Origin of the sequence: Streptomyces sp. NPDC006365, assembly GCF_042870755.1 — a bacterium.
Lineage (GTDB): Bacteria > Actinomycetota > Actinomycetes > Streptomycetales > Streptomycetaceae > Streptomyces > Streptomyces xiangluensis.
The window spans coordinates 417,321-443,770 of record NZ_JBIAHS010000006.1; the positions used below are offsets into that span (position 1 = coordinate 417,321).

The window sequence follows — 26,450 nt, forward strand, 5'->3', positions numbered from 1 at the left end:
GAGATCTGAAGGAACCCCATGTGCCACGTGTGTGGCTCCGCACTTCGGGGAAGACGAACGGCCATGGCTGGTCACGGGAGTTGGGGGCGGACGATGATCGGATCCCGGGCAGTGCCCACGGATGGTCTCTCCCCCGTGTACGACGAGACGGGAGCCGCGTCCGCGCGTTTTCTTCTCTGGCTGGCCGAAGAGAGCGGCGGCGTCGTCGGCCGGCGCGTGGCCAGCGACGCATACGCACACCATGAGCGGTGCAGCCTGGAACTGGTCGAGGGCATCGTCGAACGCCTTGCCGCACTCGGCTGGATCGCCGTGCACAACGATTCCGGTGCCGTGCCACCGCTGGTCAGCCCGACCGCCACCGGGCTCGCGGAGGCCCGGGCCTGGGATGAGGCGTACACCGACCGGGACAGTCGGCGCCGGTACGCCAAGGCGGCCCTGTTCGCCTGGTGGGACAGGGTGGGCCAGCACCAGAGCGGCGGGCAGAATGCAGAGGGCTTCCTCTGGACGCGGGAGGCCTTCTACTGCGGCCGGCAGCTCCCCTTCGAGGACCTGGAGTACGCCAGGGACCACCTGAGCCTGCCCACTCCGGTGCACGTCGGCGTCGGCGAACAAGGCGCCGGAGTGTTCCTGTCCTTCGAGCAGCTGGCCCAGCTGGTGCAGGCGTCCCGCCCCGACCTGTCCGAGAGCGACAGCGAGTTGCAGCAGGTGCGCGACCTCGCCGAGGCCCTGACCGACGCCTCGCGGCGCGGTGCCGAGCCCGACCCGGGCATGCTGCAGCGCTTCCTGCAGCACAGCGGTGACCTGGCACAGGCCGGGTCCAGGTCGGTGGGCAGGGACATGGCGTCCGGCATGGTTTCGGAGATCATCCAGTCGATGCTGAGGCTGGGATGATCGATCCCGCAGGCCCCGCCCTCGTGCCCGAGGGCCAGATTCCGGAGGCGTACGCACGTCAGCCCCTGCTGCGGCAGCTGGTGCCGCGCCTGGTCGGACTCGAACGCGACCAGCACCGCAGACGGCCACGCCAGGAGTTCGCCGAGGATCTGCCGGTGTTGCTGCTCAGCGGGCGGCACGGCACCGGCAAGAGCGCCCTGCTGGACGATCTCCAGAGTGCCTACGCGCCCGATGCGGGCCCCTGGCCGGGGCCGCGTGTGCCGTTCGCGCGGATCAACTGCGCGGCACTGGAGGAGCGGGTCAGGGTCGGCCCGGAGATCTCCAACAACTCCCACGCGGTGGAGGTTCTGGTCGAGCTGGTCACCCAACTGTCCCGTCCCGTCGCCGGGTTCGGACGGCTCCGCTTTCCCCGGACCACCGCCGGGCTGCTCGCCGTGGTGTCCGCCCGGCGCCCCGGCAACGACGACGAGCTGAGGGTGGCCGACCGGCACGCGACGGCCCTGATGGGACCCCCGTCGGTCGAGGGCCCGCCCTCGACCTGGGACTCGCTCTTCCGCCCGGCGCTGCCCGTTCCCCCGGACGGGGTCACACCGGACCCCGCGGCGTTTCCCGAGGCGGCGGTGCGTACGTATCTGGGCAGGCAGTACCGATGGCGCTCGCGCAGGCTCGCCTCCCGCCAGCTGGTCGGCTGGTACGAGAGCTACCGCAGAGAGGCCGACAACAGGCTGCGCGGACTGCCGCCGGGCGCGGACGCGCATGCGCGGCCGGTGCCGGCCGCGGAGCGTGCGGGGGCCGTGGCCCGGCTCTGCCGGGAGTTCCACCAGGGCCGCGGGTTCAGGCGTGGCGTCGAGCGCATGCTGATGGCCGCGTTCCTCGCGGATGTGCGCTACGGGCCCTTCCGGCGGGCGAACCGCGCCCCGCGTCCGCTGCTTCTCCTCGACAACGTGCACACCGACATCGGCCGCGACTTCCTCGAACTGCTCCTGGAGCAACGGGCGCGGCTCAGCCGTGACGCCCGCGACCAGCTGGTCGTGATCGCCACCGAACTGCGCGGCGACGACAACCCGGCCACCCGAGACGACGCACCGGACGAGGACAACGACCCTTATCCGGAGGCCACGTACCGCTCCCTGCACGAAGTCGGCACGAACTCCCGGTGGACGCGCAGCGGTTCCGCCCCCTCGGCGGGCGTACTGGTCCTGCCCCTTCCACCGCTCGACACGGAACACGTGGAGCGGATGCTGAAGCGCGACGAGCAGGCCTCCTTCGATCCGTACATCGCCACCGCCGTACACGACCTGACCCGGGGCCACCCCATGGGGGCCCGCCGCCTGTGCGACGCCGTGGTGCGCAAGGCGGGTACCGAGGGGTGGGTGACCGCCGAGGAACTCCTCGACCTGACCCATCCCGACGGCGTCGGCGAATCCGTCATCTGGCGGTTGCTCAACACCCTTGTAGGCAGCGAGAACCACGACGAGCTGTGCCTGTTCTCCCTGGCCTGGGACCGGGAGGCGGCCGAGCAACTGGCCGAGCGGTGGGTGCCGCGCCGGATCGACGGCCTGCCCGCGGCCGACGGTGCCGCCGCCCAGCTGGAGCGGGAGCGCTGGTCCCGGGGAACGGGCAGCCGGCCGTTCATCACGGACCGGTTTCTGCGCGCCCTGCTGGTGCATCAGATGCGCAGCGGGCGCGGCGGCAGCGGGGTGGACTGGTTCAGCGCGCACGCCCTGCTCGCCGAGCACCACCGGCAGCGAGCCGAAGGGCGCTCGGGGCAGGCGGAACTGGCCGAGCGGTCCCGCTTTCTGTGGCACCGGCTCGCCGGGGGAGAGGCGCGGGAGGTCGTCGACTGGCTGCACGCGGAGTTCCTCAGGGACGACGGCGACGCGGTCGACTGGCTGCACATCCTGCGCACCGTGGCCCATGCGCCACGCCCGCCGGGCGACGTCTGGTTCGAGCAGTGCCAGGAGGTCGGAAAGGGGCGCAGGGACCGGCTGCAACTCCAGGCCGACCCGGAAGTGGGCCTGGAGAAGCAGGCCGTCAACCGGCTCCTGCACGCCCTGTGGTACGCGGCGGACGAACTGGCCGAGGCGGACCGGACGTTGGTCGACCGGATAGGCCAGGACCTGTCCTTCCTCTCCGCCCAGCATCTGACCGGCCGCGCGGTCCTGGCCCAGGCCGCCATCCGCTGGCCGCGCGCCGTGAAGGACGGCGAGGACTGGCCCCTCGAACGCCACTGGCAGGGCGACCAGCCGCGGACGGGAGGGGCGCGATGAGCCGTACGGACCGCCGCAACTGGGTCTGGCTGCCGAGCCGGCTGCGCTTCCGGGTACTCGGCCTGATCGATGTGGTGGCCTTGTGGGTGGTGGTCTCCGTGCTGTTGGGAGCCGGGGCCTGGTGGGGCCTGGACGCCTACCGGGACAACCGCGACTACTGCACCGAGAACCAGGAGCTGCGGCGCGTGGTGACCGACGCCGGCGAGGAGTGCATCGGCGTCACGGCTGCCGCGTACGCCTTCGACCCGGGTCTCGCCGACGTGATGGGCCGGATCGAGGACGAGAACAAGGCGGCACGGGAAGCGGCACGGAAATCGGGCAAGCCCGTGGTGAGCGTCGCCGTCGTCATGCCGTACACCTCCACGACTCCCGGCGCGGCCATGTCGAGGGACCTGATCCGGCACTCCCTCCAGGGCGCCTACGTCGCCCAGTACAGCCACAACAACGGGGCCGCCACCGATGACACCGCCGTCCAGCTCCTGTTCGCCAACGTCGGCGAGGATCTGGCCCACTGGAAGACCGTGACCGACGAACTGGCCTCCCGGCGCACCGGGCATGCCCCCCTCGTCGCCGCCATCGGCTTTCCCAACAGCGACAACCACACGCTCGACTCCGTGCAGCAGGGACTCGCGCCCAAAGAGATTCCGGCGGTCAGCGCGGTGCTCAGCTCCCGCGACATGGAAAACCCCTACCTCTTCAAGGTCTCGCCCTCCACCGACCACCTCGTCGACTCCCTCAAGCAGTACGTGACCGACGGCGACAACAAGGTGGACCGCAAGAACACGTTCATGATCGCCGACGAGCAGGACGACAACTACGTCGCGAACCTCCGCACCGTCTTCCGCGAGGAGTTCGGCGAGGAGTACGGCATCGACGACGGCCCGGTGCAACGGCGGATCGAGACGTACCGGGGAATGAAAGGGCTGGACCGGGGCGATGCCCGGGTCTTCCGGCGGGCGGTGGACGCGATGTGCGCGGCCCGCGCCGAGACGGTGTTCCTGGCCGGTCGCGACGCGGACCTGCCGGACTTCCTGGACACCATCGACCAGCGGCCCTCCTGCTACCGGGACCCGGACGACGAGCCGTTGCGCATCCTGCGCGTCAGTACGGGCCGTGACCCGGTCACCGAGACGCCAGAAACACGCCGGATCGCCGAGCAGCACAACATCGAGATCGTGACCGCGGCCGCCGTGGACGCGCCCCGCTGGCTTGCGGGCAGGGACGGTGACGACCAGGTTCCCCGGGCCTTCGGACGCTTCGCCGGCTCCTACGACCGGGTTTTCGGCAAGGAGAAGGCCGACGCCCTGAGTGACGGCTACGCCGTGATGTACCACGACGCCCTCACCGCCGTGGGCACCGCCGTGGCCGCGGCCCAGGACAACGGGGTCGGTTCCGTGGACCACCAGGACGTCTACGACGAACTGCGCCGGGGCAGCCCTCTCCCACGCTGCGCCGCAGGGTGCGTGCAGGGCGCGAGCGGCGTCTTCACCTTCGTGGACGAGAACATCGGGGCGGACAAGCGCACGCGGCACGAGGCGGCGGCCGGGCTGTGGCCGGTGTGCAAACCGGTACCCGTGGTGACCTTTCCGAAGGAGCGGCTCAGCCGGTCGCCGCTCTACCGGACCTACCAGGAGCCGGGACAGACCTGCCCACGCCCGTGAACCGGCAGCGGCCGGAGCCCGATCCGCGCGTGGCTCGCTGTGGCCGCTCGGGGCGCGTTGCTTCGCTCGTCAACCTTCCAGGTGATGGTCATGGGCGGAGTGGTGCCCGTGGGGGTCCGACGGAGGCGTGGAGTTGCCGGTGCCGTCGGCCTGTGGGGAGCCTTCCGGGGCGTCGGCGGGGCCGGGCTGTAGCCCGGCCAGGGTGACCGCGACGAGCCGGTGGGCCGCGGCCTCGGACGGCAGGTCGCCTGCCGCGGTCAGGGCGTGGAGGCAGTAGCTCGCGAGTTCGGCGGGGGCGATGTCGCCGCGGACGGCTCCGGTCTGAGCGGCTTCGGCCAGTAGCGCCTCGATCATGCCGCGGAGTCGCCGCTGTGCCTGGTGGACTTGCTCGTCCCGGTGCAGGAACGTCGCTAGGTCGCCGTCGTGGTGACTGCGGGATGTGTGGGAGATGAGGGCGAACGCCCGCAGCACGGCTTCCAGCCGCTCACCGGCGCCCTCGGTCTGGTCCCGGACCTTGGCGAGGTGGTCGAGGTGGTGGCTGATCTGCCGTTCGTGCCAGGCGAGCAGGATCGAATCGACGTCCGGAAAGTACTTGTACAGCGTCGCGCGGCCGATCCCGGAGTCCTTGGCGATCCGCGACATCGTCACCGATGTCAACCCGTGTTCGGCGACCAGCGCTGCGGTGGTGTCCAGGACCGCGGCGCGTACGGCGGCGCGGTGGGCGTCGATCGTCTCGTTCCACAGCTTGGGCACGGCCCCAGTGTACGATCCGGCGCTGCCGTGACACTATGGCTTGATGAAGACAATGTGTATGGATAAAGCTGGTTGGTAGCCCTCATCCGGACCTGACCCGCCCTCACGAAGGAAACGCCATGCCCACCACCGAAGCCCGCGTCGAAACGGAACGCCCCAGTCGGTATCTCGTCCAGTTCTGCAAGCACTTCTCCCACAAGGGGCGCCACCTCGGGCACCGGCCCCGCGCCCATCTGGGCGGTGACGCGCAGATGCCGAGTGCCACGCGGGCCGTGGCGGAGCAGGCCCGGGTCGACTGGTCCGACACCGACGGGGAAGTCAGCCTGGCCTGGGGCCGGATCACCCTTCAGGCCGGCCCGGGTGTGCTGACGCTGCGTGTCGAAGCCGCGGGCGACGAGGAACTGAGGCGGCTGCAGGACCTTGCCGCCGGACACGTCGAAAGGTTCGGCCGACGCGACGGGCTGCAGGTGACGTGGCAAAGACTGGATTCTTCCGCGGATTCCCACGCAGGCGCCGGGGCGCCGGGCGGGGGAGCTGTGCCGCGTCGCAGACACCTCGGGGTGGTGGGACTCGTGGCGGTCGTCGCGCTTGTCCTCGCCGTACATCTGGGGCTGGGCGGTGCCGTCCTGGCCAACTGGCAGTGGACCGGCTGGGCGGTCGGCGGCGTCCTGGCGGTCGTCCTCGTGAAGGTCGCCGTCCTGGGCGGGTTCGCCGTTCGTTGCGGCCGAGCCACGAAGAGCCGCTGAACGGCCCGCGGTAGGGCGAGCGATTCGCGGCGAGGCCGCTGCCCGGGCGGGGCGGCGCGGCTCAGGGCGTCCGGCGGGCGGTGACGGCTCGGCGTATGCCGTAGGCGGCGATGCCGAGAGCGAGGACTGCGGTGCCCCATGCGACGGAAGCGGCGGGCAGGGTGAAGGCCAACAGCAGGCAGCCGGCCAGGCCGACCGCGGGGACGATACGGGGCGGGCGGTTCTCGTCCCGCGTGAGTGTCCAGGCCGAGGCGTTGGCCACGGCGTAGTAGACGAGAACACCGAAGGAGGAGAAAGCGATCGCGCCGCGCAGGTCGGTGATGGCGGTCAGGACCGCGACGACGGCGCCCACCAGCAGTTCGGCGCGGTGCGGCACTTGGAAGCGCGGGTGAACGTTGGCCAGGGCGTGCGGCAGGTGCCGGTCGCGGGCCATCGCCAGAGTGGTCCGGGAGACGCCCAGGATCAGGGCGAGCAGGGAGCCGAGCGCGGCGACGGCCGCCCCGAGTCGCACGACGGGCGCCAGCCAGTCCGCACCGGCGGCTCGCACCGCTTCCGACAACGGCGCCTCGGCGGCGGCCAGCCCGTGGGGTCCGAGCACGGTCAGGACGGCGACGGCCACCGCCGCGTACACGACCAGGGTGAGGGCCAGGGCGAGTGGGATGGCGCGGGGGATGGTGCGCGCGGGATCGCGGACCTCCTCGCCGAGGGTGGCGATGCGGGCGTACCCGGCGAAGGCGAAGAACAGCAGGCCCGCGGCCTGCAGGACGCCGGTGACGCCGACGTCGGAGCCGATGTCCAGGCGGCTCGTGTCCGTCGCCGAGGAAGTGAGGCTCGCGACCACGACCGCCGCCAGCACTGCCAGGACGACGGCGACGACGGCTCGGGTGAACCATGCGCTCTTCTGGATCCCGGCGTAGTTGACGGCGGTCAGCGCCACCACCGCGGCCACCGCGACCGTGTGGGCCTGGGCGGGCCAGACGTACGAGCCGACGGTGAGCGCCATCGCGGCGCAGGAGGCGGTCTTGCCGATCACGAAGGCCCAGCCGGCCAGGTAGCCCCAGAAGTCGCCGAGCCGTTCGCGCCCGTAGACGTAGGTGCCGCCGGAGGCGGGATAGCGGGCTGCCAGCCGGGCGGAGGACGTGGCATTGCAGTAGGCCACCACAGCGGCCACCGCCAGACCGACCAGCAGTCCGGAGCCGGCTGTGCGGGCGGCCGGGGCGAGCGCCGCGAAGATGCCGGCGCCGATCATCGAGCCCAGCCCGATCAGCACGGCGTCAGTGACGCCGAGGCGCCGCTGGAGCTGGGGTGATGCGGTCTCGCTGGGCTGGCCCATGTCATGCCTCCGTCTTTCCGGCGGTGGGGTCGCGATGGCCCTCGCCAGCAAGGTACATCAACTGTGTTTGATGTATTCTCGCCTATATGAGGTCCTCGGGTCATGCCGCCCCGGCGTTTGTGCACCTGGCCGCTCACCCGCTGCGGTGGCGGCTGTTGACCGAGCTGGCCTCAAGTGACTACCGGGTCCGTGAACTGGTGGAACGGGCCGGACAGCCGCAGAACCTGGTCTCCTATCATCTGCGGCTGCTGCGTGGCGGCGGGCTGGTCACCGCCCGGCGTAGCAGTTTCGATGCCCGTGACAGCTACTACCACCTGGATCTGGAGCGTTGCGCGCACGCGCTCGCCCATGCCGGTACCGCCCTGCACCCGGCGCTGGGTTTCGATCCCGCCCCGCCGCCGTCGACGAAGCCACCGGCGAGACGACCCGCCGTGCTGTTCGCCTGTACCGGCAACAGCGCCCGCTCACCGATCGCCGAAGCACTGTTGCGTCACCGCACCAACAGTCAGGTCGAGGTGACCAGCGCCGGCAGCCACCCCAAACCCCGCATTCATCCCGGTGCCGTGCGGGCCCTGCGTGAGCACCACGGCATCGACATCTCGCGGCAGAGTCCGCGGCACCTGGACACACTGGCCGACCGCCGGTTCGACTACGTGATCAGCCTGTGCGACAAGGTCCGCGAGGTCTGCCCCGACTTCGGCGACCATCCGCGGCTGGTGCACTGGAGCATCCCCGACCCCGCCGCAGCCGACGGCACCGACCGGACCGGCTACCCCGCATTCGTCCGTACGGCGGCAGAGATCGACACCCGCATCCGCTACCTGCTGCCGCAGCTTGCTCTCACACCACGGGAGGTTGAGTCATGACCATGCCCGACCAGTTCGCCGGCGTCCGGTACCTCGTCGACGACGTCCAAGCGGCCGTCGACTTCTACACCACCCACCTGGGCTTCACCCTTCGCACCAGCGCCGCCCCCGCCTTCGCCGACGTGACACGCGGGCCGCTGCGACTGCTGCTGTCCGGCCCGGCCAGCTCCGGCGCCCGCGCCACCCCGGCCGGCACCGGCCCCGGCCGCAACCGCATCCACCTGATCGTGGACGACCTGAACACCGAGATCGACCGGCTACGCGGCGCCGGACTGACCTTCCACAGCGACGTGGTCTCCGGCCCCGGCGGGCATCAGATCCTGCTCACCGACCCGGCGGGCAACCTGATCGAACTCTTCCAACCCGCCCACTAGTCGGACCGCAATCTTCGACGCGGCGCTTGGCCGACGGCGCTGAACCGGGTGCCACGGCGTCCCATCGCCGGGTGCCGTGTTCGAGTCGGGGTTCCGCTCGTGCTGAGGAGCAGCCGCTCCGCGCCGACGGCTTGGCCATGTGCAGGTCGAAGGGGTGCCCTGGTCGGTTAGGGTCGCCTCGTGGCGGACGAAGCGGCTCCGTCCCAGTGAAAGTGATTGGCTTGGGGTGCATCGCCGCTGTGAAGGAGCCGATTGATGCATCCCTGTTGTGCCCTGATGCGCCCTCGCGGTGGGTGATCTGGGGAAAGTAGCAGGTCATAGGCGTGTTCTGGGGGCACAGTGCGATTGAGAGTGGAGTTCACGACCGAGCCCTTCGACCTCGACGAGGCGCCGCAGCACGCGCTGGTCGCCCGCGAGGTCATCGAGGCGGCAGAGCTGGACGCGGTGGACGTCGGCCCGTTCGGCAACACCGCTGAGGGCAGTGCCGACGCCGTACTCACCGCCGTTGACGCCCTGCTGCGCAAGACCCTGGAGTCCGGCGCCACCCGGATCTCGCTGCAGTTCAACGTGATCGCGGAGGGCGAGGCGTGACCGGCACCGGGGACGAACCCTTCATCACGGCCGTGAAGCCACTGGTCGACGCCATGGGCGGCGAGATGCTGCCGCCCGACCAAGCGGGCGAGGACGATGTCGTACTCACCTGGGAGGGTGCCGACGTCGTCGCCGTACGCCTGCCGCAGCTCGCCGACTCGCTGGACCACATCCTCGCGGCGCTGGAACGCAAGCAGGGCAAGCCACTGGCCGAGCTCGACCGCAAGGCCAAGCAGGAGGTCGTACGGATCCTCGAAGCGCGCGGAGCGTTCTCCGTACGGCACGGCGTGGAAACCGTGGCGAGTGCCCTCGGGGTGAGCCGCTTCACCGTTTACAACTACCTGAACCGCGAGAAAGAGGCCTGAGCAGAGGCCGCTCCGACCGGTTTTTTCAACAAACTGTTGACGTCGTGTTGTCGCAGGGCGTTAGCTGGTCCCGTGACTTCGAGTTCTTCGACGCCGGGCCTCGCCCGCTTCAACGCCCTGGAGGAGCACGCTGCCGCCGCGGCGCTCCACGAGGCATGTGCCTCGGCGGAGTGGGGGCGCAGGCTGCTCGCGGGGCGTCCGTACGCCACGGCCGACGACCTTCTCGCCGCCAGTGACGCCGCCATGGCAGAGCTGACCGAAGGCGACCTGGCGGAAGCCATGGCCGGGCACCCGCCCATCGGCCGCCCCAGGCCCGGCGACCCTACGAGCTCGCGTGAGCAGCGCGGCATGGCCGGCGCCTCCGAGGAGCTGAAGGCCGAGATGCTCGAACTCAACCTGGCGTACCAGGACAGGTTCGGCCATGTCTTCCTGATCTGCGCCACCGGCCTGACCGGCGAGACGATGCGGGACGCGGTGAAGGTACGGATCGGCAACTCGCCGGAGCAGGAGCGCGAGATCGTCCGCACCGAGCTGGGCAAGATCAACCGCATCCGCCTCGCCCGACTCGTGGAAGAACAGGACGACGACTGATGAGTACCGCATCGGTGTCCACCCACATCCTGGACACCAGCATCGGCCGCCCCGCCCAGGGCGTGCCCGTCTCGCTGTCGGCACGCGGCAGCGCCGAGTGGACGGCGCTCGGCACCTCCGCCACGGACGCCGACGGCCGCTGCAAGGACCTCCCGGCGCTGCCGGCGGGCACCAAGCATGTACGCCTCCGTTTCGAGACCGAGGAGTACCTCTCCGCGCACCGGGACGAGGCTGCGTTCTTCCCGGAGGTCACGGTCACCTTCGCCGTGATGCCCGGCGAGCACTACCACGTACCGCTGCTGCTCAATCCGTTCGGCTACTCCGTATACCGAGGGAGCTAGTGCACGATGCCCATCCTTGGACAGAACCAGTACGGCAAGGCCGAGAACCGTGTCGTACGCGTCACGCGGGACGGTGCCACCCACCACATCAAGGACCTCAACGTCTCGGTTTCGTTGAGCGGCGACATGGACGAGGTCCACTACTCCGGCTCCAACGCGAACGTCCTGCCGACCGACACCACCAAGAACACGGTGTACGCCTTCGCAAAGGAACACGGCATCGAGTCCGCCGAGCAGTTCGGCATCCACCTCGCCCGCCACTTCGTGACCAGCCAGGAGCCGATCCACCGGGCACGCATCCGCGTCGAGGAATACGCCTGGGAGCGCATAGAGAACTCCGGCGAGGGCGCCCACTCCTTCGTCCGCAAGGGCCAGGAGACCCGACTTGCGCAGATCACGTACGACGGCGAGAAGTGGGAGGTCGTGTCCGGCCTCAAGGACCTGGTCGTGATGAACTCGACGAACTCCGAGTTCTGGGGCTACGTCAAGGACAAACACACGACACTCCCAGAGGCGTACGACCGGATCCTCGCCACCGAGGTCTCCGGCCGCTGGCGCTTCAACTGGAGTGACGACGAACAGGAGATGCCCGACTGGGAGACGTCCTACGAGCAGGTGAAGAAGCACATGCTCCAGGCCTTCGCCGAGACCTACTCCCTCTCGCTCCAGCAGACGCTCTACGCCATGGGCGCGCGCATCGTCGACCACCGCGACGAGATCGACGAGGTCCGGTTCTCGCTCCCGAACAAGCATCACTTCCTCGTGGACCTCGAGCCCTTCGGGCTGAAGAACGACAACGAGGTGTACTTCGCCGCCGACCGCCCGTACGGCCTGATCGAGGCCACCGTCCTGCGGGACGGCTGCGAGGCGCGCATCCCGGTCGACCTCAGCAACCTCTGACGCGGACACGGACGTACGGAAAGCAACGGACGTACGGAAACTAGGAGACGCACGATGGCCCAGCGCATCGTCATCGAGAACTGCGCGATCGCGACCGTGGACGCCGACGACACCGAGTACGCCTCCGGGCACGTCGTCGTGGCCGACAACCGAATCGAGTCACTGGGCGCGGGAAAGGCTCGCGAGGACCTGCGGGACGTCGTACGCCGTATCGACGCGAGCGGTCACCTCGTGACCCCCGGCCTGGTCAACACCCACCACCACTTCTACCAGTGGCTCACCCGCGGCCTCGCCACGGATCACAACCTCTTCAACTGGCTCGTCGCGCTCTACCCGACGTGGGCGCGCATCGACGAGCAGATGACGTACGCGGCGGCCCAGGGCTCGCTCGCCATGCTGGCCCGCGGCGGTGTCACCACCGCGATGGACCACCACTATGTGTTCCCGAAGGGCTCCGGCGACCTGTCGGGCGCGATCATCCGCGCCGCCGGCGAGACGGGCGTCCGCTTCACCCTCGCCCGCGGCTCCATGGACCGCAGTGAGAAGGACGGCGGTCTGCCGCCGGACTTCGCGGTCGAGACCCTCGAAGGCGCACTCGCCGCGACCGAGGCGACCGTCGACGAACACCACGACAACTCCTTCGACGCCATGACGCAGGTGGCCGTGGCCCCCTGCTCGCCGTTCTCGGTGTCGACCGAACTGATGAAGCAGGGCGCCGAGTTGGCCCGCCGCAAGGGCGTCCGGTTGCACACGCACGGTTCGGAGACCGTCGAGGAGGAGCAGTTCTGCAAGGAACTGTTCGGCCTGGGCCCGACCGATTATTTCGAGTCCACGGGCTGGCTCGGCGAGGACGTGTGGATGGCGCACTGCGTCCATATGAGCGACTCCGACATCGCCGCCTTCGCCCGTACGAAGACGGGCGTGGCCCACTGTCCTTCGTCCAACGCCCGGCTGGCGGCCGGGATCGCACGCGTCCCCGACATGCTCGCGGCCGGTGTCCCGGTCGGCCTCGGCGTCGACGGCACGGCGTCGAACGAGTCCGGCGAACTGCACACCGAACTGCGCAACGCACTCCTCATCAACCGCCTCGGCGCACACCGGGAAGCCGCCCTGAACGCCCGTCAGGCGCTGCGTCTCGGCACCTACGGCGGTGCCCAAGTCCTGGGCAGGGCAAGGGAGATCGGCTCACTGGAGCCGGGCAAGCTCGCCGACCTGGTGCTCTGGAACCTGGACACCCTGGCCCACGCCTCCATCGCCGACCCGGTCACCGCCCTCGTCTTCGGCGCGGCGGCACCGGTCACCGCGTCCTTCGTCGGCGGCAGGCAGATCGCCGAGAACGGCCGCCTGCTGCACGTGGACGAGGACACCATCGCCCGCTCCACGCGGTCGGAGGCGCGGCGCCTCGCGCAGATCGTCGCGCAGGCCTGAACAGTTGATGATCTCCGGCCGAGGGGGACGGCCGCCCTCGGCCGGTGGCCGTGGACCTGAGCGGGCCCATGGTGACCGTGTCCGAGGCGCGCCAACGGGGGCGCGCCCTGGAACGCCCGGCCGGGTTCGCACGCCCGCTTGCCCTGTTACGCCGTGGGGCGCCGCGAGGTGCAGTTGCGTCATCGTGGGTAATCACGATTCATGACTGACCAACCGCTGTTGTTGCTCGACGTCGACTTTACCGACCGCGGGTAGTGCCGCCCGTGATGTCCGTCTGGGCCTGTGACCAGGACGTCATGGGCTCGTTTACCGACCGGGACAGGGACGTCTGTCATGTTCCGGAGTCGGTACGGAGGACAAGTGGTACGGCACGTCGTGGTGGGGGACTTGAGGGTCCAGCGGATCGAGAGGAAGGACGGGCGGCGGTCATGGACGATCGTCTGGCCCGAGGGCACGCTGCACACGGAGGCAGACCGGTTCCTGCGTGAGCACGAGGATTCGGGCACACAGAAGACCTACGCGTACTACCTGGTGGACCATCTGCGATGGCTGGAGCGCGAATGCCTGGCCTTCGACATGGTCCAACTGCGCGACTTGGAACGGTACATGGGGATCGTCGGTGCCGAGGTCCGCATGCCGCTCGGAGAACCGTGGCGGGTCGGTAAGCGCCCTTACGGCCGTTCTGCGCTGTCGACCGCGGCTGCCTGCTTGAAAGGCTTCTACCTGCACCAAGCCTCCCTCGGCATCAACGGCGAACTTGGCAAGAAGCTCGACAGGTCCCGGCTGCCATCGCGGGTGGACCGCCGTCGCTCGTTCCTCGGTCACGTGAAGTCGCCACTGCCCACGAACCCGCTGGCGCCGAAGGGGCCGCACCGTCGGCACCCGAAGATGCTGCCGGACGGGGCACGGGAGAAGCTGCTGGAGACGGTGAACGCCGCCCGGGACCGGCTGGTCGTGGACTGGCTCGCCGACGGGGGCCTGCGGATCGGCGAGCTGTGCGGGCTGCACCTGGTCGACCTGCACCTGCGGGAGAACGCTGCCTGCGGCGAGTGCCGCACCCCGCATCTGCACGTCTGCCACCGGCCCGGCAACCCGAACGGGGCCGAGGCCAAGACCAAGCACCCGTGGCAGATCGCGCGCGGGACGGTCAGTGGCGGGCTGATCAAGCGAGTCAGCCCAGCGATGGTGCACTCATACTTCGAGTACATCACCACCGAGTACCCGCGCGGCGCTCGGCACGGCATGCTCCTCGTCCAGCTGCACGGCGCCGACGCGGGCCGGCCGTGGGCCCCGGTCGGCGCCCGCCGGATGCTCGGCCGGGCCGGGAAACGCGCTGGCCTGGGCCTGGTGAAACCCCACGCCTTCCGGCACACCTTCGCCTCGGCGGTTCTCGACGCCGCGGGCGGCAACACCCTGATCGCCCGGGACGCGGGCGGCTGGGCCTCGGCCGCGATGGTCGACGAGGTCTACGGTCACGTCGACATCCACGATCCGGTCTTCGACGCCGCTCTGCGAACGGTCTGGGGTGAGGGCCGGTGAAGCGCCGGGACGCGTTTCTGCTGCCCTTGCTGACCACGCGCCAGAACCAGACGCGAAGCAGCAGGGATCGCCTGGAGATCCTCACCGCGCTGACAAGCGCGCCCTCCTTCGACCCTCTGTTCCGCGACGACATCGTCCAGATACCGCCAGGGCACCAGACCTACCGGTGGTTCTGCCGGGTCACCGACTGCCAGCGCGCCACCGGCCTCGGCGACTTCTGCCACGCTCATCGCCAGGAGTGGCTCACGGCCGCGAAAGAAGGCGTCAGCCGTTCAGCGTTCCTCAGCGCTGCTGAACCATTGAGCCAGACAACCGAGCATGACGGGAATCTGGCCTGTCTGATCTGCCCCGGACGACCCGCTCGGGCAGGCCAGTACCGTCTCTGCAAGTATCACCTCCAGAAATGGAGTCGGACGCGAGCCGGACAAGACGCCGCCCCCGACTTCGATGGGTGGGCCGCCGAGCAAAGCCCTGCTCCGGGGTTCGGGACCTGCACGGTGCTGGTCTGTCCCCTGCTGGCAGAGTCGCCGCTGGGACTGTGCCAGCGACACGCTCACGCCTACCGGAGGGCGGGTTCTCCCGGCGGCGCGTCCATTCCGAGCGGATCGTGGCGCGAGGGGCGAGTCGCTGTCAGCTGCATCGACCACGTCCAGTTCCGTGCGTGGTGCGACAGGGAGATCGCGGTCTCCGTGCCCGCCCAGCTGAACTTGCGCGGGCTGAGGCCGCTACCGCGAGCGGAAATCCAGTGGGGGTTGTTCACTCATACACAGCGGTCGCGTCCGGCCCGCTGGGATGTCACCGCGCTCCGCATGTTGGTGAACGCCTGCCGTGAGCAGGATGCGACCTCGATCGTCGATCTGGACCTTGCTTGCCTGACCAAAACCGCCAGCGGGATTGCGAAAGAGATCCTCCACGAGTTGCGCCTGGTCTACTTCACACCTGAGGAAGCCAAAGAGGCCGGATTCCTCGAAACGAGGCACTTCGGCATCAGCTACGACAACCGGCTCGGGCACATCAGCCTCACCACGATCTCTCAACGATGGCTGCGGGACATCACGTGGGACTACTTCGCCGAACTCCTGCGCTCCCCGCGCTGCCCCAACAGCGCCCACACCCTCGACCAGATTCGTCGAGCGATGATCGAGTTGAGCGCTTTCATCGAGGCCGACGCCCCCGGCGGGGGCCACGACCCCGCAGTCCTGACGAAGGAACACGCCGACCGCTTCATCGCAGATCAGCGACATCGCGAGCGCCACTCGCTCCCCTCTTTGGCCATGGTCCGGGTCGACGGGAAGCCGAGCATCGTCACGACCGGCACGCGATCGGTGGTCTTCAACCACACCCGCAGGATCCTCCGCAAGGCGATGGACGATGGCCTGACCGACGCCATCGGCCTGGCCAGGGAATTCGTCATCGCGTTGCCCAACGCAGGCAGCACCGCCTACCAGAAGCGGCGACGCCCCTTCGCCGACGAAGTGGCACGCGCACTGGCCGACGAACACAATCTCGCCGAGTTCACACGCGTCCACGATCCGGATGACGAGGGCGCCCGGGACATCTGGGAGATTCTCGTGGTCACCGGACGGCGGTTGGGGGAGGTCATCGAGCTCCGCTGGAACTGCATCGGTCGGCTCAGCGGGCTCGCGATGCTCTGGCACGACCAGACCAAGGTCGGCAACTACGACGCGGCCATCCGCATCCCCGAGTCCCTCTACGACCTCATCGCCGACCGGCAGCGCAAAACTCTCAGCCGGTTCGCCGACGAACACGGCTACACCCCCACGGGCAAGGAACGCGACGGACTCGCGCTGTTCCCCACCAACTACCGCAGCACCGACGGAACGATCGCGCTGAGCAGACCGTGGTTCTACAGCCGTTTCCGTCCCTGGGTCGACGCTATGGACATCGGCCATTGCGTCCCCCACCAGGCCCGCCACACGCTGGCCACCAGCCTCCTGCGCCAAGGCGCCACCCTCACCCACATCCGCCGCTACCTCGGACACGTCTCGGACCGGATGGCCGAGCACTACGTCCACCTCTCCAACACCGATCTGGAGAACGTGCTCCAACATGTCTGGGTCGCCGGCCCCGGCACGGCCGCTCCTGGGGAGCTCCTCGCAGGCGACTCAGCCGAGGCGCTCACGAAGGAGCAGGCCCTCGCCATCGCCGTCGACCTCGCCCGCCGCAGCACCCCGGCCGAGGGTGGCTTCTGCACCTTCCAGCCGGTCGTCGACGGCGGTGCCTGTCCCTGGAACCTCGACTGCCACAACTGCGACAAGTTCGTCCTCTCCGGCGCGGACCTCCTCTACTGGCGGCGCAAACGAGAACAGTGGCGGCAACTGGCCGAAGGCGCCCCGGACGACGCCACCGCCGACTATCTCCACCGCTACTTCGAGCCGACCGCCCGCGCCATCGACGGTCTGGAGAAAGCCCTGGCCGGCCTCGGGCTCCTCGACGACGCCCTCGCCCTGGACCTGCGCAAACCCCAGGACTACTTCCACCGCGTGTGGTCCACGGCCTTCCGCGCCGCCGACCTCGCCGCCGCGGGCAGCGACGACGAGCAGAGCGAGTACAGCGATCCGTGCACAACCGACAACGACCCCGAGCAGGACATCGCATGAAGACCGCTGCCGTTCCAGAACCCCGCACGGCCGCCGCCCTGGCGGCCCGCCGCCACAAGACCGAGACCGCCCTCCAGCGTGTCCGCGAGGCCATCACCCGACTCCGGCGCGAGAAGGCCCAGGTCAGCATCGCCGTCGTCGCCCGTCGCGCGGATGTCTCGCGCACGTTCCTCTATGACAACGCCGAGGCCCGGGCCATGGTCGCTACCGCGATGGCCGAGGCCGGAGACCGCCGGGCCAGGTCGCTCGCCGACCAGGACGACGAGCGCGAGGCGACCTGGCGCGAACGTGCTCTGAACGCCGAGGAAGGTCTCAAGACCGCCCAGGCCGAGATCCTCACCCAGCGGACCCGCATCGGTGAACTCCTGGGCCAGATCCGGGACTTGGAAGCCGAGTGGACCGAAGAGGCCATCCAACGGATCACCACCGAGAACACCACCCTCAAACAGCGCGTCCGCCAGCTCACCACCGACAACCGCACCCTCGACGAGCGCCTCAAGGCAGCCCGATCCAACCTCCGCTTCCAGGACCGCCGCGTCGCCGACCTCGAAGCCCGCCTCACCGATCCGACGCCACGGACCTGAGCGTCGCCCCGATCACCCGCCGCACCCCCGACAGAAGATCTCTTGTCGGGGGTGCCTCACAATGTGGACCGCCCGACTACGACAGCGCCGACACTCGGCCGGCGCTGCCGCTCCCTTACCGCCTGAGGACACCACAACGTGAACGCGGAATTCTGGGTCGCCTTCGGCACTGGAGTCGTCGGCCTCATCGCACTGATCACCAGCTCAGCCGGCGCCGCCAAAGCCCGCGTCAAGACCATCGAGGACGCCTACATCGCACGCTACTGGCAAATCCTCGACCGCTTCCCTGTCCCGGCCCTCGTCGCCGAGGACGGCACAGCATGCAGCGACGAGGAACTCCGGGCCGTACGCCTGTACTTGCGACTTTGTGAGGACGAGCTGGAACTACGCCAGTTGGGATGGGTCGGCAGCAAGACCTGGCAGCAATGGCGCCTCGGTATCCAAGCCCAACTCAACCAGTGGCCCGTCGCCGACGAATGGGCCCCAATCCGCGACCGCCAGCGCGCGCCTCACCAGTTCAACCTGCTGCGCCAGCTGAACGCCACCCCCGACTACGACCCCTATCAGCCCCGCCCCTACATTGGCCGCCTCACGCGCCTATGGCGGGGACTTTAAGCCCCGCCATAGAAGAAATGCGCTGATGACCCAGCCAGCACCAGGCCGTCCCACGAACTACCCGGACGAGCTACAGCAACCGCCGCAACGCGGCGTCACGGACATGTAATCTATGAGTCGTCGCAGTTCAGAGCCGGTATCCGAGCTCCTGCGGTCGGTAAAGTCGACGGCCCGCTCAATCCCTACGGCGCGCGGCTGTTCCGGCCACGCGGGTATGTGACGCGGCGGCTGCATCCCGCGAACTGGTCCGCGCGGCGGGTGCCGGGGTCGCGGCGGCTGCGGCGAGGGCTGCGGGTGCGGCTCAATCCGGGGCATGGGGCGCGGCTGAGGGCCTTGCCGTATGAGTTGGCGTGGGCCACGACCTGGATGCACGAGGCCAACGAGATGATCGCGCCGGTGATCGGGCTGCCGGGCGATCTGCCGGTGATCGAGTGGCCCGAGCTGTTCGTGAGGGATCCCGAGGGGCTGTACTGGAAGACGCGGCACGTCGTGGCGTGGGCTGCCGGCCGGCCCTTCGTGTGGGTCGACGACATGATCACCGAACTCGATGTACGGCATGTCGCCGCGCACTACGACGCGGCCGCTCTCCTGCTGCCGATCGATCCGCGCAAGGGGCTGCGGGAGCGGGACTTCGAGGAGCTGGAACGGTGGGCTCGCGAACTGTGACGGACGAATGCGGGGGGTGACGGACGAAAGGTGAGTGTCAGACCCGGGTCGTAGTCTTCGAGTGGGCTCAGTGATCGCTCCTGATCAAGCCGAGCCGGATTCGGGGAGGAGCACGCCGTGACACGACCGCCTACCGCCGCGCAGCGGCGTGTCATCGATGCCGCCGATCCCGTGACGGGACGGCTCAGGGGTACGGAGAGCCAGCTCGCGGCGCTGGTGAAGCGCGGACTCGCCTTTCGTCATCCCCGGCCGCCGCACGATCACTTCCTGACACCGGCCGGGCATCGGATACGTGAGGAGGCGGCTGCGGAGGCCTCCGGTGGTCCGGACGGAAGGGAGGTCGCGGAGGCGGGCAGCGCCCGTGCGTCCGCCGGCACCGGGGTGTTCGCCGCCCGGGTCGGCGGTGAGGAGGGCGTCGACTCGGGGCCGGGGCGCGTACGCGAGGTGCACAGCGCCTGGCAGGGGCTTCTGGAGTTGCGGCGGATGACCAATCCGGACGGCGCCGTGGACCGGCCGTGCGGATGGGAGCGTACGCATCTGGTGCAGGCCGCCGCGCTCGCGCTGGAGGCTGCGGGGCACCGGCCCGCGGGGGCGGACGCCGACGGCTACCGGGTGCGGGCGACACCGCAGCCCGAGGCGGTCGCGGTGCATGTGCCGGACGCCGAGTCGCGGCAGGGCTGTGCGGCCACTCTGGAGAAGGCGGGCTGGCAGGTCGGGGAGTACACGGAGCCTCGTACGCGAGCACGCTATCTGCTGGCTTCCCCGCGACGCGTGTGAGAGGAGAATGCCAAGCTGAGTGATCACCAGCGTCGAGAAAGATGAGTCGGGAAAGATGAAGGGGAAGCCGTGTCAGAAGCGTCAGGAGCGTCCGGGCCGTTTTCCGTCCGGGTGACCGTCCGTGGGTACGAGACCGATGTCCTGGGCCACCTCAACCAGAGCGTCTATCTGAACTACGCGGAGCACGCCCGCTGGTCGTTACTGCAGGCCGCCGGGATCAGCCAGTCCGGCCTGATAGCCAAGGGAGTGGGGCCGGTGGCGCTGGAGACGACCATCCGTTTCAAGCGGGAGCTGCGGGCGGGCGAAGAGGTCGAGGTGACGTGCGACTTCCTCATGGAGGAGAGCAAGATCTTCCGCGTCGAGCAGGAGATCCGCAAGACCGACGGCACGGTCGCCGCCGAAATCACGGCCACCGGCGGCCTGATGGACCTCAAGGAGCGAAAGCTGGTCGCGGAGCCACGCGAGTACTTCCGCGCCCTGGCGAGTGATCCGCGGCTCTTCGGGCTCTGATCCGGCAGGTCGGATCGGGTCTGATCCGGCACGTAGGGGGCCACGTGACGGGCAGTCGGTGGCGAAACCGACTGCCCATTCGTGACGCGTTCTCCGCCATGTGGCCGTATTTCCAAGCTGAAGTCCTCATTCAACGGGTATCCCTCTCCACGGCATCCCTGAGCTGAACCGGAGACCCAAATGCCGCTTGCTCGTCGTGCGTTTCTGATTGCGGTTGCCGGATCGGCCGGTGTCGTAGCCTGCTCGAACACACCCGCGAAAAGTTCCTCCGCCTCGGACGCCAAGGGGGCTTCAGTGAGTCAGGCCGACGCAGCGAGCAGGGCGGCGCGGCGGCTACTGCCGCGGCACTGGCAACAGCTGAGATTCGAGACGACGAGCCCCACTGGAAGGGCTGACGCCTTCAGGGTCTCGGGCAGTGCGGGACGGATCACCATCGTCGGCACCACGCCCGGCACCCAACTCGCCGGACTACGCTGGTACTTGAAGCACATCGCGCACGCCAACATCAGCTGGGCCGGTGAGCAGCTCGACCTCCCCGAGCAGTTGCCCGGCCTCGAAGGCACCGTCACCCGGCAGGCCAATGTCCCGCACCGCTTCGTCCTGAACGACACGAACGACGGCTACACGGGCGCGTACAACGACTGGTCGTACTGGGAGCGCGAGCTCGACGTACTGGCGCTGCACGGCTACAACGAGGTGCTGGTGTACATCGGCGCGGACGCGCTCTACCACCGGGTGTTCCAGGAGTTCGGGCACACGGACGAGGAGCTGCGGGCGTGGATCACGGGCCCAGCCCACCAGCCGTGGTTCCTGATGCAGAACATGGGCGCGTTTCCGTATCCGGTCTCACGGCAGCTGCTCGCCACGCGGGCCGCCCTGGGGCGGCGGATCGTCGACCGGGTACGGGAGTTGGGCATGACGCCGGTGTTCCCGGGCTTCTCCGGTACGGTCCCGCCGGGCTTCGCCGAGCGGAATCCGGGCGCGCGGCCCATACCGCAGGGTGAGTGGATGGGCCTCGCGCGGCCCGACTGGCTGGACCCGCGTACCGACCACTTCGCGCGGGTGGCGGCCACCTTCTACCGCGTCCAGGACGAGATGTTCGGTCCCTCGACGCTCTACAAGATGGACCTGCTGCACGAGGGCGGCGACCCCGGAGACGTACCGGTCGCCGATGCGGCGAAAGGTGTCGAGAGGGCGCTGCTGACCGCGCATCCGGAGGCGATCTGGGTGATCCTCGGCTGGCAGCGCAACCCGCCGAGGGCGATCGTCGACGCCGTCGACAAGCGGCACATGCTCGTCGTCGACGGACTGTCCGACCGCTTCCCGACCGTCGTCGACCGCGAGGCCGACTGGGGTGACACCCCGTACGCCTTCGGCTCCATCTGGAACTTCGGCGGCCACACGACGATGGGCGCCAACACCCCCGACTGGGCCGAGCTGTACGACAAGTGGCGCACCAAGGAGGGCAGCACCCTGCGCGGTGTCGCCCTGATGCCGGAGGCGGCCGACAACAACCCCGCGGCCTTCGACCTCTTCTCCGAGCTCGCCTGGGAAGACGCCGACTTGGACCTTGAGGCATGGTTCAGGGACTGGGCGCACTCACGCTACGGAGCCCGTGATCCGCACGCCGAGGCCGCATGGGACATCCTGCGCCGCACCGCATACGGCACGACCCGCGCCGACTCGTGGAGCGAGGGCGCCGACGGGTTCTTCGGCGCCCGCCCCTCGCTCACGGTCAAGTCGGCCGCCAAGTGGTCGCCCAAGCAACTCCGGTACAACGCCGAGGAGTTCGAGCCCGCGCTCGACGAACTGCTGAAGGTGCCCGCGAGTCTTCGCAACTCCTCCGCCTACCGCTACGACCTCCTCGACGTGGCCCGCCAGGCCGCCTCCAACCGCAGCCGCGTCCTCCTGCCCCGCATCAAGAAGGCGTACGACGCCGGGGACTCCACCGAGCTGGACCGGCTGGCCGGAGACTGGCTCGCCCTGATCGACGTACTGGAGACCTTGATGGCCACCGACTCCCGTCATCTGGTGGGGCGTTGGGTGGCCGACGCGCGGGCCTGGGGCGCCGACGAAGTGGAGCGGGCCCGGTTGGCGTACGACAATCTGTCGCTGCTGACCGTGTGGGGTACCCGGGAGGGCGCGGACGCGGGGCTGCGCGACTATGCGAACCGGGAGTGGGCGGGGCTGCTCGGCGGGCTCTACCGGCTGCGGTGGTCGACGTACTTCGACGAGCTGCGGGCCGCGCTGGAGGAGGGGCGAGAGCCGAGGGCCATCGACTGGTTCGCGCTCGAGGAGCGATGGACGCGGGAGCCTGGGCGGCTGGCGACGCGGCCGGTCGGGGACACGTACGAAGCCGCCGTCCGGGTGCGCGACCAGCTCACCGCGACTTCCTGAGCGGGTCCGGGCGGCCTCGAGCCCATGGGGTTCACCCCCCCCCGCCCTACCCTCCCCCCCCATCATCCCGGGGCTCCGCCCGAGGATGATGGGGCCTGCTGCGCCGCAGGCCCCTACGGCCGCGTTGCTGCCGACTACTGCCGATACCCGCTGAGGAACCGCCCGATCCGTCCGATGGCCGCGTCCAGGTCGTCGACGTACGGGAGGGTGAGAATGCGGAAGTGGTCGGGGCGCGGCCAGTTGAAGCCGGTGCCCTGGACCACCTGGATCTTTTCGCGCAGGAGCAGGTCGAGGACGAACTTCTCGTCGTCGTGGATCTTGTGCACCTGGGGGTCGATGCGCGGGAAGGCGTACAGCGCGCCCTTCGGTTTCACGCAGGAGACGCCAGGGATCTCGTTGAGCTTCTCCCAGGCGCGGTCACGCTGTTCGCGCAACCTGCCCCCGGGCGCGGTGAGTTCGCGGATGGACTGGCGGCCGCCGAGCGCGGCCTGGATGGCGTACTGGGCGGGCGCGTTGGCGCACAGCCGCATGGAAGCCAGCATCGTCATGCCCTCGAGGTAGTCGCGGGCGTGCTGGCGTGGGCCCGTGACGACCATCCAGCCGGAGCGGAAACCCGCTACGCGGTACGTCTTGGACAGTCCGCAGAAGGTGAGGACCACCAGGTCGGGTGCGAGGGAGGCGACCGAGTGGTGCACGGCGTCGTCGTACAGGATCTGGTCGTAGATCTCGTCGGCGAAGACCATCAGGCCGTTGCGGCGCGCGAGGTCGAGAATGCCCTCGATGATCTCCTTCGGATAGACCGCGCCCGTCGGGTTGTTGGGGTTGATGATGACAACGGCCTTGGTACGATCCGTGATCTTCGCCGCCATGTCGGCCAGGTCCGGGTACCAGTCCGCCTGTTCGTCGCAGAGGTAGTGCACCGCCTTGCCGCCCGCGAGCGTCGTCACCGCCGTCCAGAGCGGGAAGTCCGGGGCGGGGATGAGGATTTCGTCGCCGTCCTCGACCAGCGCCTGCACCGCCATCGAGACGAGTTCCGAGACGCCGTTGCCGAGGAAGACATCGTCCACGCCGACCTCGAGGCCCAGGTCCTGGTAGCGCTGGGCGACGGCCCGGCGGGCCGAGAGGATGCCGCGGGAGTCGGTGTAGCCGTGCGCCTGGGGCAGCATGCGGATCATGTCCTGGAGGATCTCCTCCGGCGCCTCGAAGCCGAAGAGCGCCGGGTTGCCGGTGTTCAGCCGGAGCACGCTGTGGCCCGCCTCCTCCAGGGCGTTCGCATGCTCTATGACCGGACCCCGGATCTCGTAACAGACCTCGCTGAGCTTGCTCGACTGCCGGAACTCCATGCGGTGCGCACCTCCAGGTTGGTGTGTTGCTTGGTTTTACCAAGTAGCGGCTTGGAAAGTCCAACAACATGTCTAGACTGCGTCGCATGTCACCTCGCCGAAGCTACGACCAGTACTGTTCCGCAGCCCGGGCCCTCGACGCCGTCGGTGACCGCTGGACCCTCCTGATCGTCCGCGAGCTCCTCGCCGGTCCGCGCCGCTACACCGACCTGCACGCGGATCTGCCCGGCGTGAGCACGGACGTCCTCGCCTCCCGGCTCAGGGACATGGAACGGGACGGGCTGTCGAGCCGACGCCGGCTGCCCCCGCCAGGAGCGGCCTTCGTGTACGAACTCACCGACCGCGGACGCCAGTTGCTCCCCGTCCTGCAGGCACTGGGCGAGTGGGGCGCGCCCCTGCTGGAGGAGCGGCGGCCCACCGACGCGGTGCGCGCGCACTGGTTCGCACTGCCGTTGCTGCGCTGCCTGGCGGGACTTGGTGACGGGGTCGTACAAATACGGCTGGAGGAAGGGGAGTTCTACGTTCGTATCGGCGCCGAGGGCGGCGGACCGGTGTACGCGGAGGGGCCGGCGCCCGAGGACCCCGATGCCCGGCTCGCCCTCGACTCGGGGACGTGCACGGCACTCGCCGGTGGCGGTCTGACGCTACAGGAAGCGATACGGGCCGGGCGTGTCGAAGTGGTGGGCGACGGGCCACTGGCCAAGGAGCTGCGGGACATCTGACGACACGACACCACCCCTCCCAGCCCACGGAAGTTCACGCTGCCCCCAACGGATTCGGCACCCCCGCCCAGATGTCCCCCGGCCGCTCCGGAGACAGCCGCATCAGCGTCAGCGCCTTCGTGGGCAGCGGTCCGTCCAGAACGGCCGCCAGGTCAGGAGTGCGCGGCAGGTCTCGTACGGCCGTGGAGAGGGCCTCGCCGAGCGCCGCGCTCGAACCCGCCGTCGCCCCCAGCGTGCCCGTGACGAGCGAGCCGAACAGCTTGCGGCGCAGGGTCGTCTCGTCGTCCGTGATCAGTCGGCCGGACAGGTCCGGGGCCGGGATGCCGTGGCGGGCGAGGCGGGCCGGGCTGATGCGGATGTCGGCAAGGTCGCGGTAGACCAGGCGGGTCGGGGCGCCCGAGGGGGAGAGCACCACGAGGAGGTTCTGGCCGTGGGCCTCCAGCGCCACGCCCAGCTCCAGCAACCGCAGACACACCGTCAGCGCCAGCCGCGTGAACTCGGCCATCCAGGAGGGGGATTGGGGCAGACCGGTCATGGTGAGCGCGGCGACCGGCACCACCCGCTCGCCATCCGCCGCGTACATCTCCGGCGCCTCGCGCACCGCGGCCGCGAGGTCAGGTGTGTGGGCGGTGACCGCCCCCAGGGTGCGCGTGATGTGAAGGAGGCCGTCGAGGCGGGCGGCGACGGAGTCCAGGAATGCCGACACCGTCGCGGCCGTGGCGATCGAGTACACCGAGATGTCCCGCACCGCCGACGTCAGCCGGGCGCTCAGCGCGGTCTTGATGTGCGGCCCGCCGGGCTCGGCGTCGGCAAGGGTGCGCAGCGACATGAGGGGGTGCGCGGTGACACCCGCCCGGCCCACCAGAGTCTCGTCCTTCAGCACATGCCGGGCCTGCCACGGATGCACCGGGATCAGTACCCGCCCGGCCTCCCGGTACGGCCACTCGCCCGCCACCAGACAGGCCTCCTCCGGCGCGGCGACCAGGCCCAGCTCGACCACCGGCCGGTGCTCGGGTGCGTACGCCAACTGCTCGTCCACCGAAAAGCCCTGCCGGGAACGGCAGTTGGGGTGGAAGGGATGCCCGTCGACGATCCGCTGCTCCCACTCCCAGGCCGCGGAAGGGACGTCAAGGGGCGGCTGGTCGGCGCGGGACAGGGCCAACGAGGCGACGCTGTGGTCGAGTTCGGCGGCGAAGGCGTCACCGTGCGGGAAGGAGAGCGCGGCCATGAGCGCGGCCGGGTGGTCGTACGCGGCACCGTCCAGCTCAACCTCCGTGACGCAGGCGGCAGTTCCGTACGCATCCGAGTGCGGTCCGTGCAGTCGGCGGCCGTCGGCCAGATGGAGCGTCAGGCCCTCGCGCTCCTGCTCCCGGCGTGTGATCCACGGCAGCGGCTCATGGGCGAGACCACGCCACAGCCGGGTCAGCACGGCGGCCCGGGCGCCCGGGAGTTCGGCGGCGTACCCCGGCAGCAGGTCGGGGCCGGCGGTACGCAGCTCGGCGGCGAGGGCGGACTCGGCCTCGGCCGGGGTGGGGGGATGGTGCACGGGGTTGCTCCTCGGTGATG

At 69.6% G+C, this 26,450-nt stretch carries 25 protein-coding genes; 21 read left to right on the forward strand and 4 right to left on the reverse strand.

Annotated elements, in window-relative coordinates; genetic code table 11:
- Positions 1-93: 93 nt before the first annotated feature.
- The 3 genes from ACFYO0_RS20180 to ACFYO0_RS20190 are packed head-to-tail and all read left to right on the forward strand — an operon-like array spanning position 94 to position 4,822.
- Complete coding sequence (locus ACFYO0_RS20180; protein ID WP_388677507.1) at positions 94-891, forward strand: hypothetical protein; 798 nt, start codon at positions 94-96, stop codon at positions 889-891.
- Entirely contained in the window at positions 888-3,161 is a 2,274-nt protein-coding gene (locus tag ACFYO0_RS20185) for a hypothetical protein (protein WP_388677509.1), read from the forward strand. Before ACFYO0_RS20180 ends, ACFYO0_RS20185 begins: the two co-directional genes overlap by 4 nt.
- A complete protein-coding gene (locus tag ACFYO0_RS20190) occupies positions 3,158-4,822 on the forward strand; it encodes a hypothetical protein (RefSeq protein WP_388677512.1) in 1,665 nt (554 codons plus the stop codon). The genes ACFYO0_RS20185 and ACFYO0_RS20190 overlap by 4 nt, the downstream gene beginning before the upstream one ends.
- A gap of 69 nt (positions 4,823-4,891) precedes the next feature.
- On the opposite strand, the gene ACFYO0_RS20195 is transcribed toward ACFYO0_RS20190, so the two are convergent.
- The gene (locus ACFYO0_RS20195) at positions 4,892-5,575 is read right to left on the reverse strand and encodes a TetR/AcrR family transcriptional regulator (RefSeq protein WP_388677515.1); all 684 of its coding nucleotides are present in this window, start codon (positions 5,573-5,575) and stop codon (positions 4,892-4,894) included.
- A 119-nt stretch (positions 5,576-5,694) separates the two neighbouring features.
- Here ACFYO0_RS20195 and ACFYO0_RS20200 point away from each other — a divergent pair, with 119 nt between their 5' ends.
- Positions 5,695-6,321, forward strand: a complete 627-nt coding sequence (locus tag ACFYO0_RS20200) for a DUF2218 domain-containing protein (RefSeq protein WP_388677518.1) — start codon at positions 5,695-5,697, stop codon at positions 6,319-6,321.
- A gap of 61 nt (positions 6,322-6,382) precedes the next feature.
- Here the strand turns inward: ACFYO0_RS20200 and ACFYO0_RS20205 are convergent, their stop codons facing one another.
- Positions 6,383-7,654, reverse strand: coding sequence for an APC family permease (locus ACFYO0_RS20205; protein WP_388677521.1), 1,272 nt, complete (start codon positions 7,652-7,654; stop codon positions 6,383-6,385).
- An 86-nt stretch (positions 7,655-7,740) separates the two neighbouring features.
- Here ACFYO0_RS20205 and ACFYO0_RS20210 point away from each other — a divergent pair, with 86 nt between their 5' ends.
- The 16 genes from ACFYO0_RS20210 (at position 7,741) to ACFYO0_RS20285 (ending at position 22,819) form a co-directional block, all read left to right on the forward strand.
- On the forward strand, positions 7,741-8,520 hold the full coding sequence (locus ACFYO0_RS20210) for an ArsR family transcriptional regulator (RefSeq protein ID WP_388677524.1): 780 nt from the start codon (positions 7,741-7,743) through the stop codon (positions 8,518-8,520).
- Positions 8,517-8,894 carry a VOC family protein gene (locus ACFYO0_RS20215; protein ID WP_388677527.1) on the forward strand — a complete coding sequence of 126 codons (378 nt, stop codon included), beginning with the start codon at positions 8,517-8,519 and terminating at the stop codon, positions 8,892-8,894. Before ACFYO0_RS20210 ends, ACFYO0_RS20215 begins: the two co-directional genes overlap by 4 nt.
- A 339-nt stretch (positions 8,895-9,233) precedes the next feature.
- The gene (locus ACFYO0_RS20220) at positions 9,234-9,485 is read left to right on the forward strand and encodes a hypothetical protein (RefSeq protein WP_388677530.1); all 252 of its coding nucleotides are present in this window, start codon (positions 9,234-9,236) and stop codon (positions 9,483-9,485) included.
- Positions 9,482-9,850, forward strand: a complete 369-nt coding sequence (locus ACFYO0_RS20225) for a helix-turn-helix domain-containing protein (protein WP_386344954.1) — start codon at positions 9,482-9,484, stop codon at positions 9,848-9,850. Before ACFYO0_RS20220 ends, ACFYO0_RS20225 begins: the two co-directional genes overlap by 4 nt.
- A gap of 72 nt (positions 9,851-9,922) precedes the next feature.
- The gene (gene uraD / locus ACFYO0_RS20230) at positions 9,923-10,441 is read left to right on the forward strand and encodes a 2-oxo-4-hydroxy-4-carboxy-5-ureidoimidazoline decarboxylase (protein ID WP_388677533.1); all 519 of its coding nucleotides are present in this window, start codon (positions 9,923-9,925) and stop codon (positions 10,439-10,441) included.
- Positions 10,441-10,782, forward strand: coding sequence for a hydroxyisourate hydrolase (gene uraH, locus ACFYO0_RS20235; protein ID WP_388677536.1), 342 nt, complete (start codon positions 10,441-10,443; stop codon positions 10,780-10,782). The genes uraD and uraH overlap by 1 nt, the downstream gene beginning before the upstream one ends.
- 6 nt (positions 10,783-10,788) lie before the next feature.
- Positions 10,789-11,682 (forward strand): factor-independent urate hydroxylase, encoded by an 894-nt coding sequence (gene pucL / locus ACFYO0_RS20240; RefSeq protein WP_388677539.1) that lies wholly within the window; start codon positions 10,789-10,791, stop codon positions 11,680-11,682.
- A 54-nt stretch (positions 11,683-11,736) separates the two neighbouring features.
- Positions 11,737-13,110 carry an 8-oxoguanine deaminase gene (locus ACFYO0_RS20245; RefSeq protein ID WP_388677542.1) on the forward strand — a complete coding sequence of 458 codons (1,374 nt, stop codon included), beginning with the start codon at positions 11,737-11,739 and terminating at the stop codon, positions 13,108-13,110.
- Positions 13,111-13,470: 360 nt separating this feature from the next.
- Positions 13,471-14,649, forward strand: coding sequence for a tyrosine-type recombinase/integrase (locus tag ACFYO0_RS20250; protein ID WP_388677545.1), 1,179 nt, complete (start codon positions 13,471-13,473; stop codon positions 14,647-14,649).
- Between the two features lie 809 nt (positions 14,650-15,458).
- Positions 15,459-17,270, forward strand: a complete 1,812-nt coding sequence (locus ACFYO0_RS20255; protein WP_388677548.1) for a tyrosine-type recombinase/integrase — start codon at positions 15,459-15,461, stop codon at positions 17,268-17,270.
- Positions 17,267-17,854: a DUF6262 family protein gene (locus tag ACFYO0_RS20260; RefSeq protein WP_388677551.1), complete on the forward strand. Its 588-nt coding sequence runs from the start codon at positions 17,267-17,269 to the stop codon at positions 17,852-17,854. The genes ACFYO0_RS20255 and ACFYO0_RS20260 overlap by 4 nt, the downstream gene beginning before the upstream one ends.
- 138 nt (positions 17,855-17,992) lie before the next feature.
- Positions 17,993-18,469, forward strand: a complete 477-nt coding sequence (locus tag ACFYO0_RS20265; protein WP_388677553.1) for a hypothetical protein — start codon at positions 17,993-17,995, stop codon at positions 18,467-18,469.
- Between the two features lie 138 nt (positions 18,470-18,607).
- Complete coding sequence (locus tag ACFYO0_RS20270; RefSeq protein ID WP_388677629.1) at positions 18,608-19,135, forward strand: hypothetical protein; 528 nt, start codon at positions 18,608-18,610, stop codon at positions 19,133-19,135.
- Positions 19,136-19,252: 117 nt separating this feature from the next.
- Positions 19,253-19,912, forward strand: a complete 660-nt coding sequence (locus ACFYO0_RS20275) for a hypothetical protein (protein WP_388677556.1) — start codon at positions 19,253-19,255, stop codon at positions 19,910-19,912.
- Between the two features lie 69 nt (positions 19,913-19,981).
- Positions 19,982-20,422, forward strand: a complete 441-nt coding sequence (locus ACFYO0_RS20280; protein WP_388677559.1) for an acyl-CoA thioesterase — start codon at positions 19,982-19,984, stop codon at positions 20,420-20,422.
- A gap of 180 nt (positions 20,423-20,602) precedes the next feature.
- A complete protein-coding gene (locus tag ACFYO0_RS20285) occupies positions 20,603-22,819 on the forward strand; it encodes an alpha-N-acetylglucosaminidase (RefSeq protein ID WP_388677562.1) in 2,217 nt (738 codons plus the stop codon).
- 134 nt (positions 22,820-22,953) lie between these two features.
- On the opposite strand, the gene ACFYO0_RS20290 is transcribed toward ACFYO0_RS20285, so the two are convergent.
- Positions 22,954-24,162: a pyridoxal phosphate-dependent aminotransferase gene (locus tag ACFYO0_RS20290; RefSeq protein ID WP_388677565.1), complete on the reverse strand. Its 1,209-nt coding sequence runs from the start codon at positions 24,160-24,162 to the stop codon at positions 22,954-22,956.
- Positions 24,163-24,248: 86 nt separating this feature from the next.
- Here ACFYO0_RS20290 and ACFYO0_RS20295 point away from each other — a divergent pair, with 86 nt between their 5' ends.
- Positions 24,249-24,884: a winged helix-turn-helix transcriptional regulator gene (locus tag ACFYO0_RS20295; protein ID WP_388677568.1), complete on the forward strand. Its 636-nt coding sequence runs from the start codon at positions 24,249-24,251 to the stop codon at positions 24,882-24,884.
- Between the two features lie 34 nt (positions 24,885-24,918).
- On the opposite strand, the gene ACFYO0_RS20300 is transcribed toward ACFYO0_RS20295, so the two are convergent.
- Positions 24,919-26,430 (reverse strand): IucA/IucC family protein, encoded by a 1,512-nt coding sequence (locus tag ACFYO0_RS20300; RefSeq protein ID WP_388677571.1) that lies wholly within the window; start codon positions 26,428-26,430, stop codon positions 24,919-24,921.
- Positions 26,431-26,450 lie beyond the last annotated feature (20 nt).

What these genes read in the sequence shown, in the direction of transcription:
- ACFYO0_RS20200 (WP_388677518.1), top strand. Translation starts at nt 5,695, where the DNA reads ATGCCCACCACCGAAGCCCGCGTCGAAACGGAACGCCCCAGTCGGTAT.
- ACFYO0_RS20210 (WP_388677524.1), top strand. Translation starts at nt 7,741, where the DNA reads ATGAGGTCCTCGGGTCATGCCGCCCCGGCGTTTGTGCACCTGGCCGCT.
- pucL (WP_388677539.1), top strand. Translation starts at nt 10,789, where the DNA reads ATGCCCATCCTTGGACAGAACCAGTACGGCAAGGCCGAGAACCGTGTC.
- ACFYO0_RS20260 (WP_388677551.1), top strand. Translation starts at nt 17,267, where the DNA reads ATGAAGACCGCTGCCGTTCCAGAACCCCGCACGGCCGCCGCCCTGGCG.
- ACFYO0_RS20285 (WP_388677562.1), top strand. Translation starts at nt 20,603, where the DNA reads ATGCCGCTTGCTCGTCGTGCGTTTCTGATTGCGGTTGCCGGATCGGCC.
- ACFYO0_RS20205 (WP_388677521.1), bottom strand. Translation starts at nt 7,654, where the DNA reads ATGGGCCAGCCCAGCGAGACCGCATCACCCCAGCTCCAGCGGCGCCTC.
- ACFYO0_RS20295 (WP_388677568.1), top strand. Translation starts at nt 24,249, where the DNA reads ATGTCACCTCGCCGAAGCTACGACCAGTACTGTTCCGCAGCCCGGGCC.
- ACFYO0_RS20245 (WP_388677542.1), top strand. Translation starts at nt 11,737, where the DNA reads ATGGCCCAGCGCATCGTCATCGAGAACTGCGCGATCGCGACCGTGGAC.
- ACFYO0_RS20180 (WP_388677507.1), top strand. Translation starts at nt 94, where the DNA reads ATGATCGGATCCCGGGCAGTGCCCACGGATGGTCTCTCCCCCGTGTAC.
- ACFYO0_RS20185 (WP_388677509.1), top strand. Translation starts at nt 888, where the DNA reads ATGATCGATCCCGCAGGCCCCGCCCTCGTGCCCGAGGGCCAGATTCCG.
- ACFYO0_RS20215 (WP_388677527.1), top strand. Translation starts at nt 8,517, where the DNA reads ATGACCATGCCCGACCAGTTCGCCGGCGTCCGGTACCTCGTCGACGAC.
- ACFYO0_RS20190 (WP_388677512.1), top strand. Translation starts at nt 3,158, where the DNA reads ATGAGCCGTACGGACCGCCGCAACTGGGTCTGGCTGCCGAGCCGGCTG.
- ACFYO0_RS20255 (WP_388677548.1), top strand. Translation starts at nt 15,459, where the DNA reads ATGTTGGTGAACGCCTGCCGTGAGCAGGATGCGACCTCGATCGTCGAT.
- ACFYO0_RS20290 (WP_388677565.1), bottom strand. Translation starts at nt 24,162, where the DNA reads ATGGAGTTCCGGCAGTCGAGCAAGCTCAGCGAGGTCTGTTACGAGATC.
- uraH (WP_388677536.1), top strand. Translation starts at nt 10,441, where the DNA reads ATGAGTACCGCATCGGTGTCCACCCACATCCTGGACACCAGCATCGGC.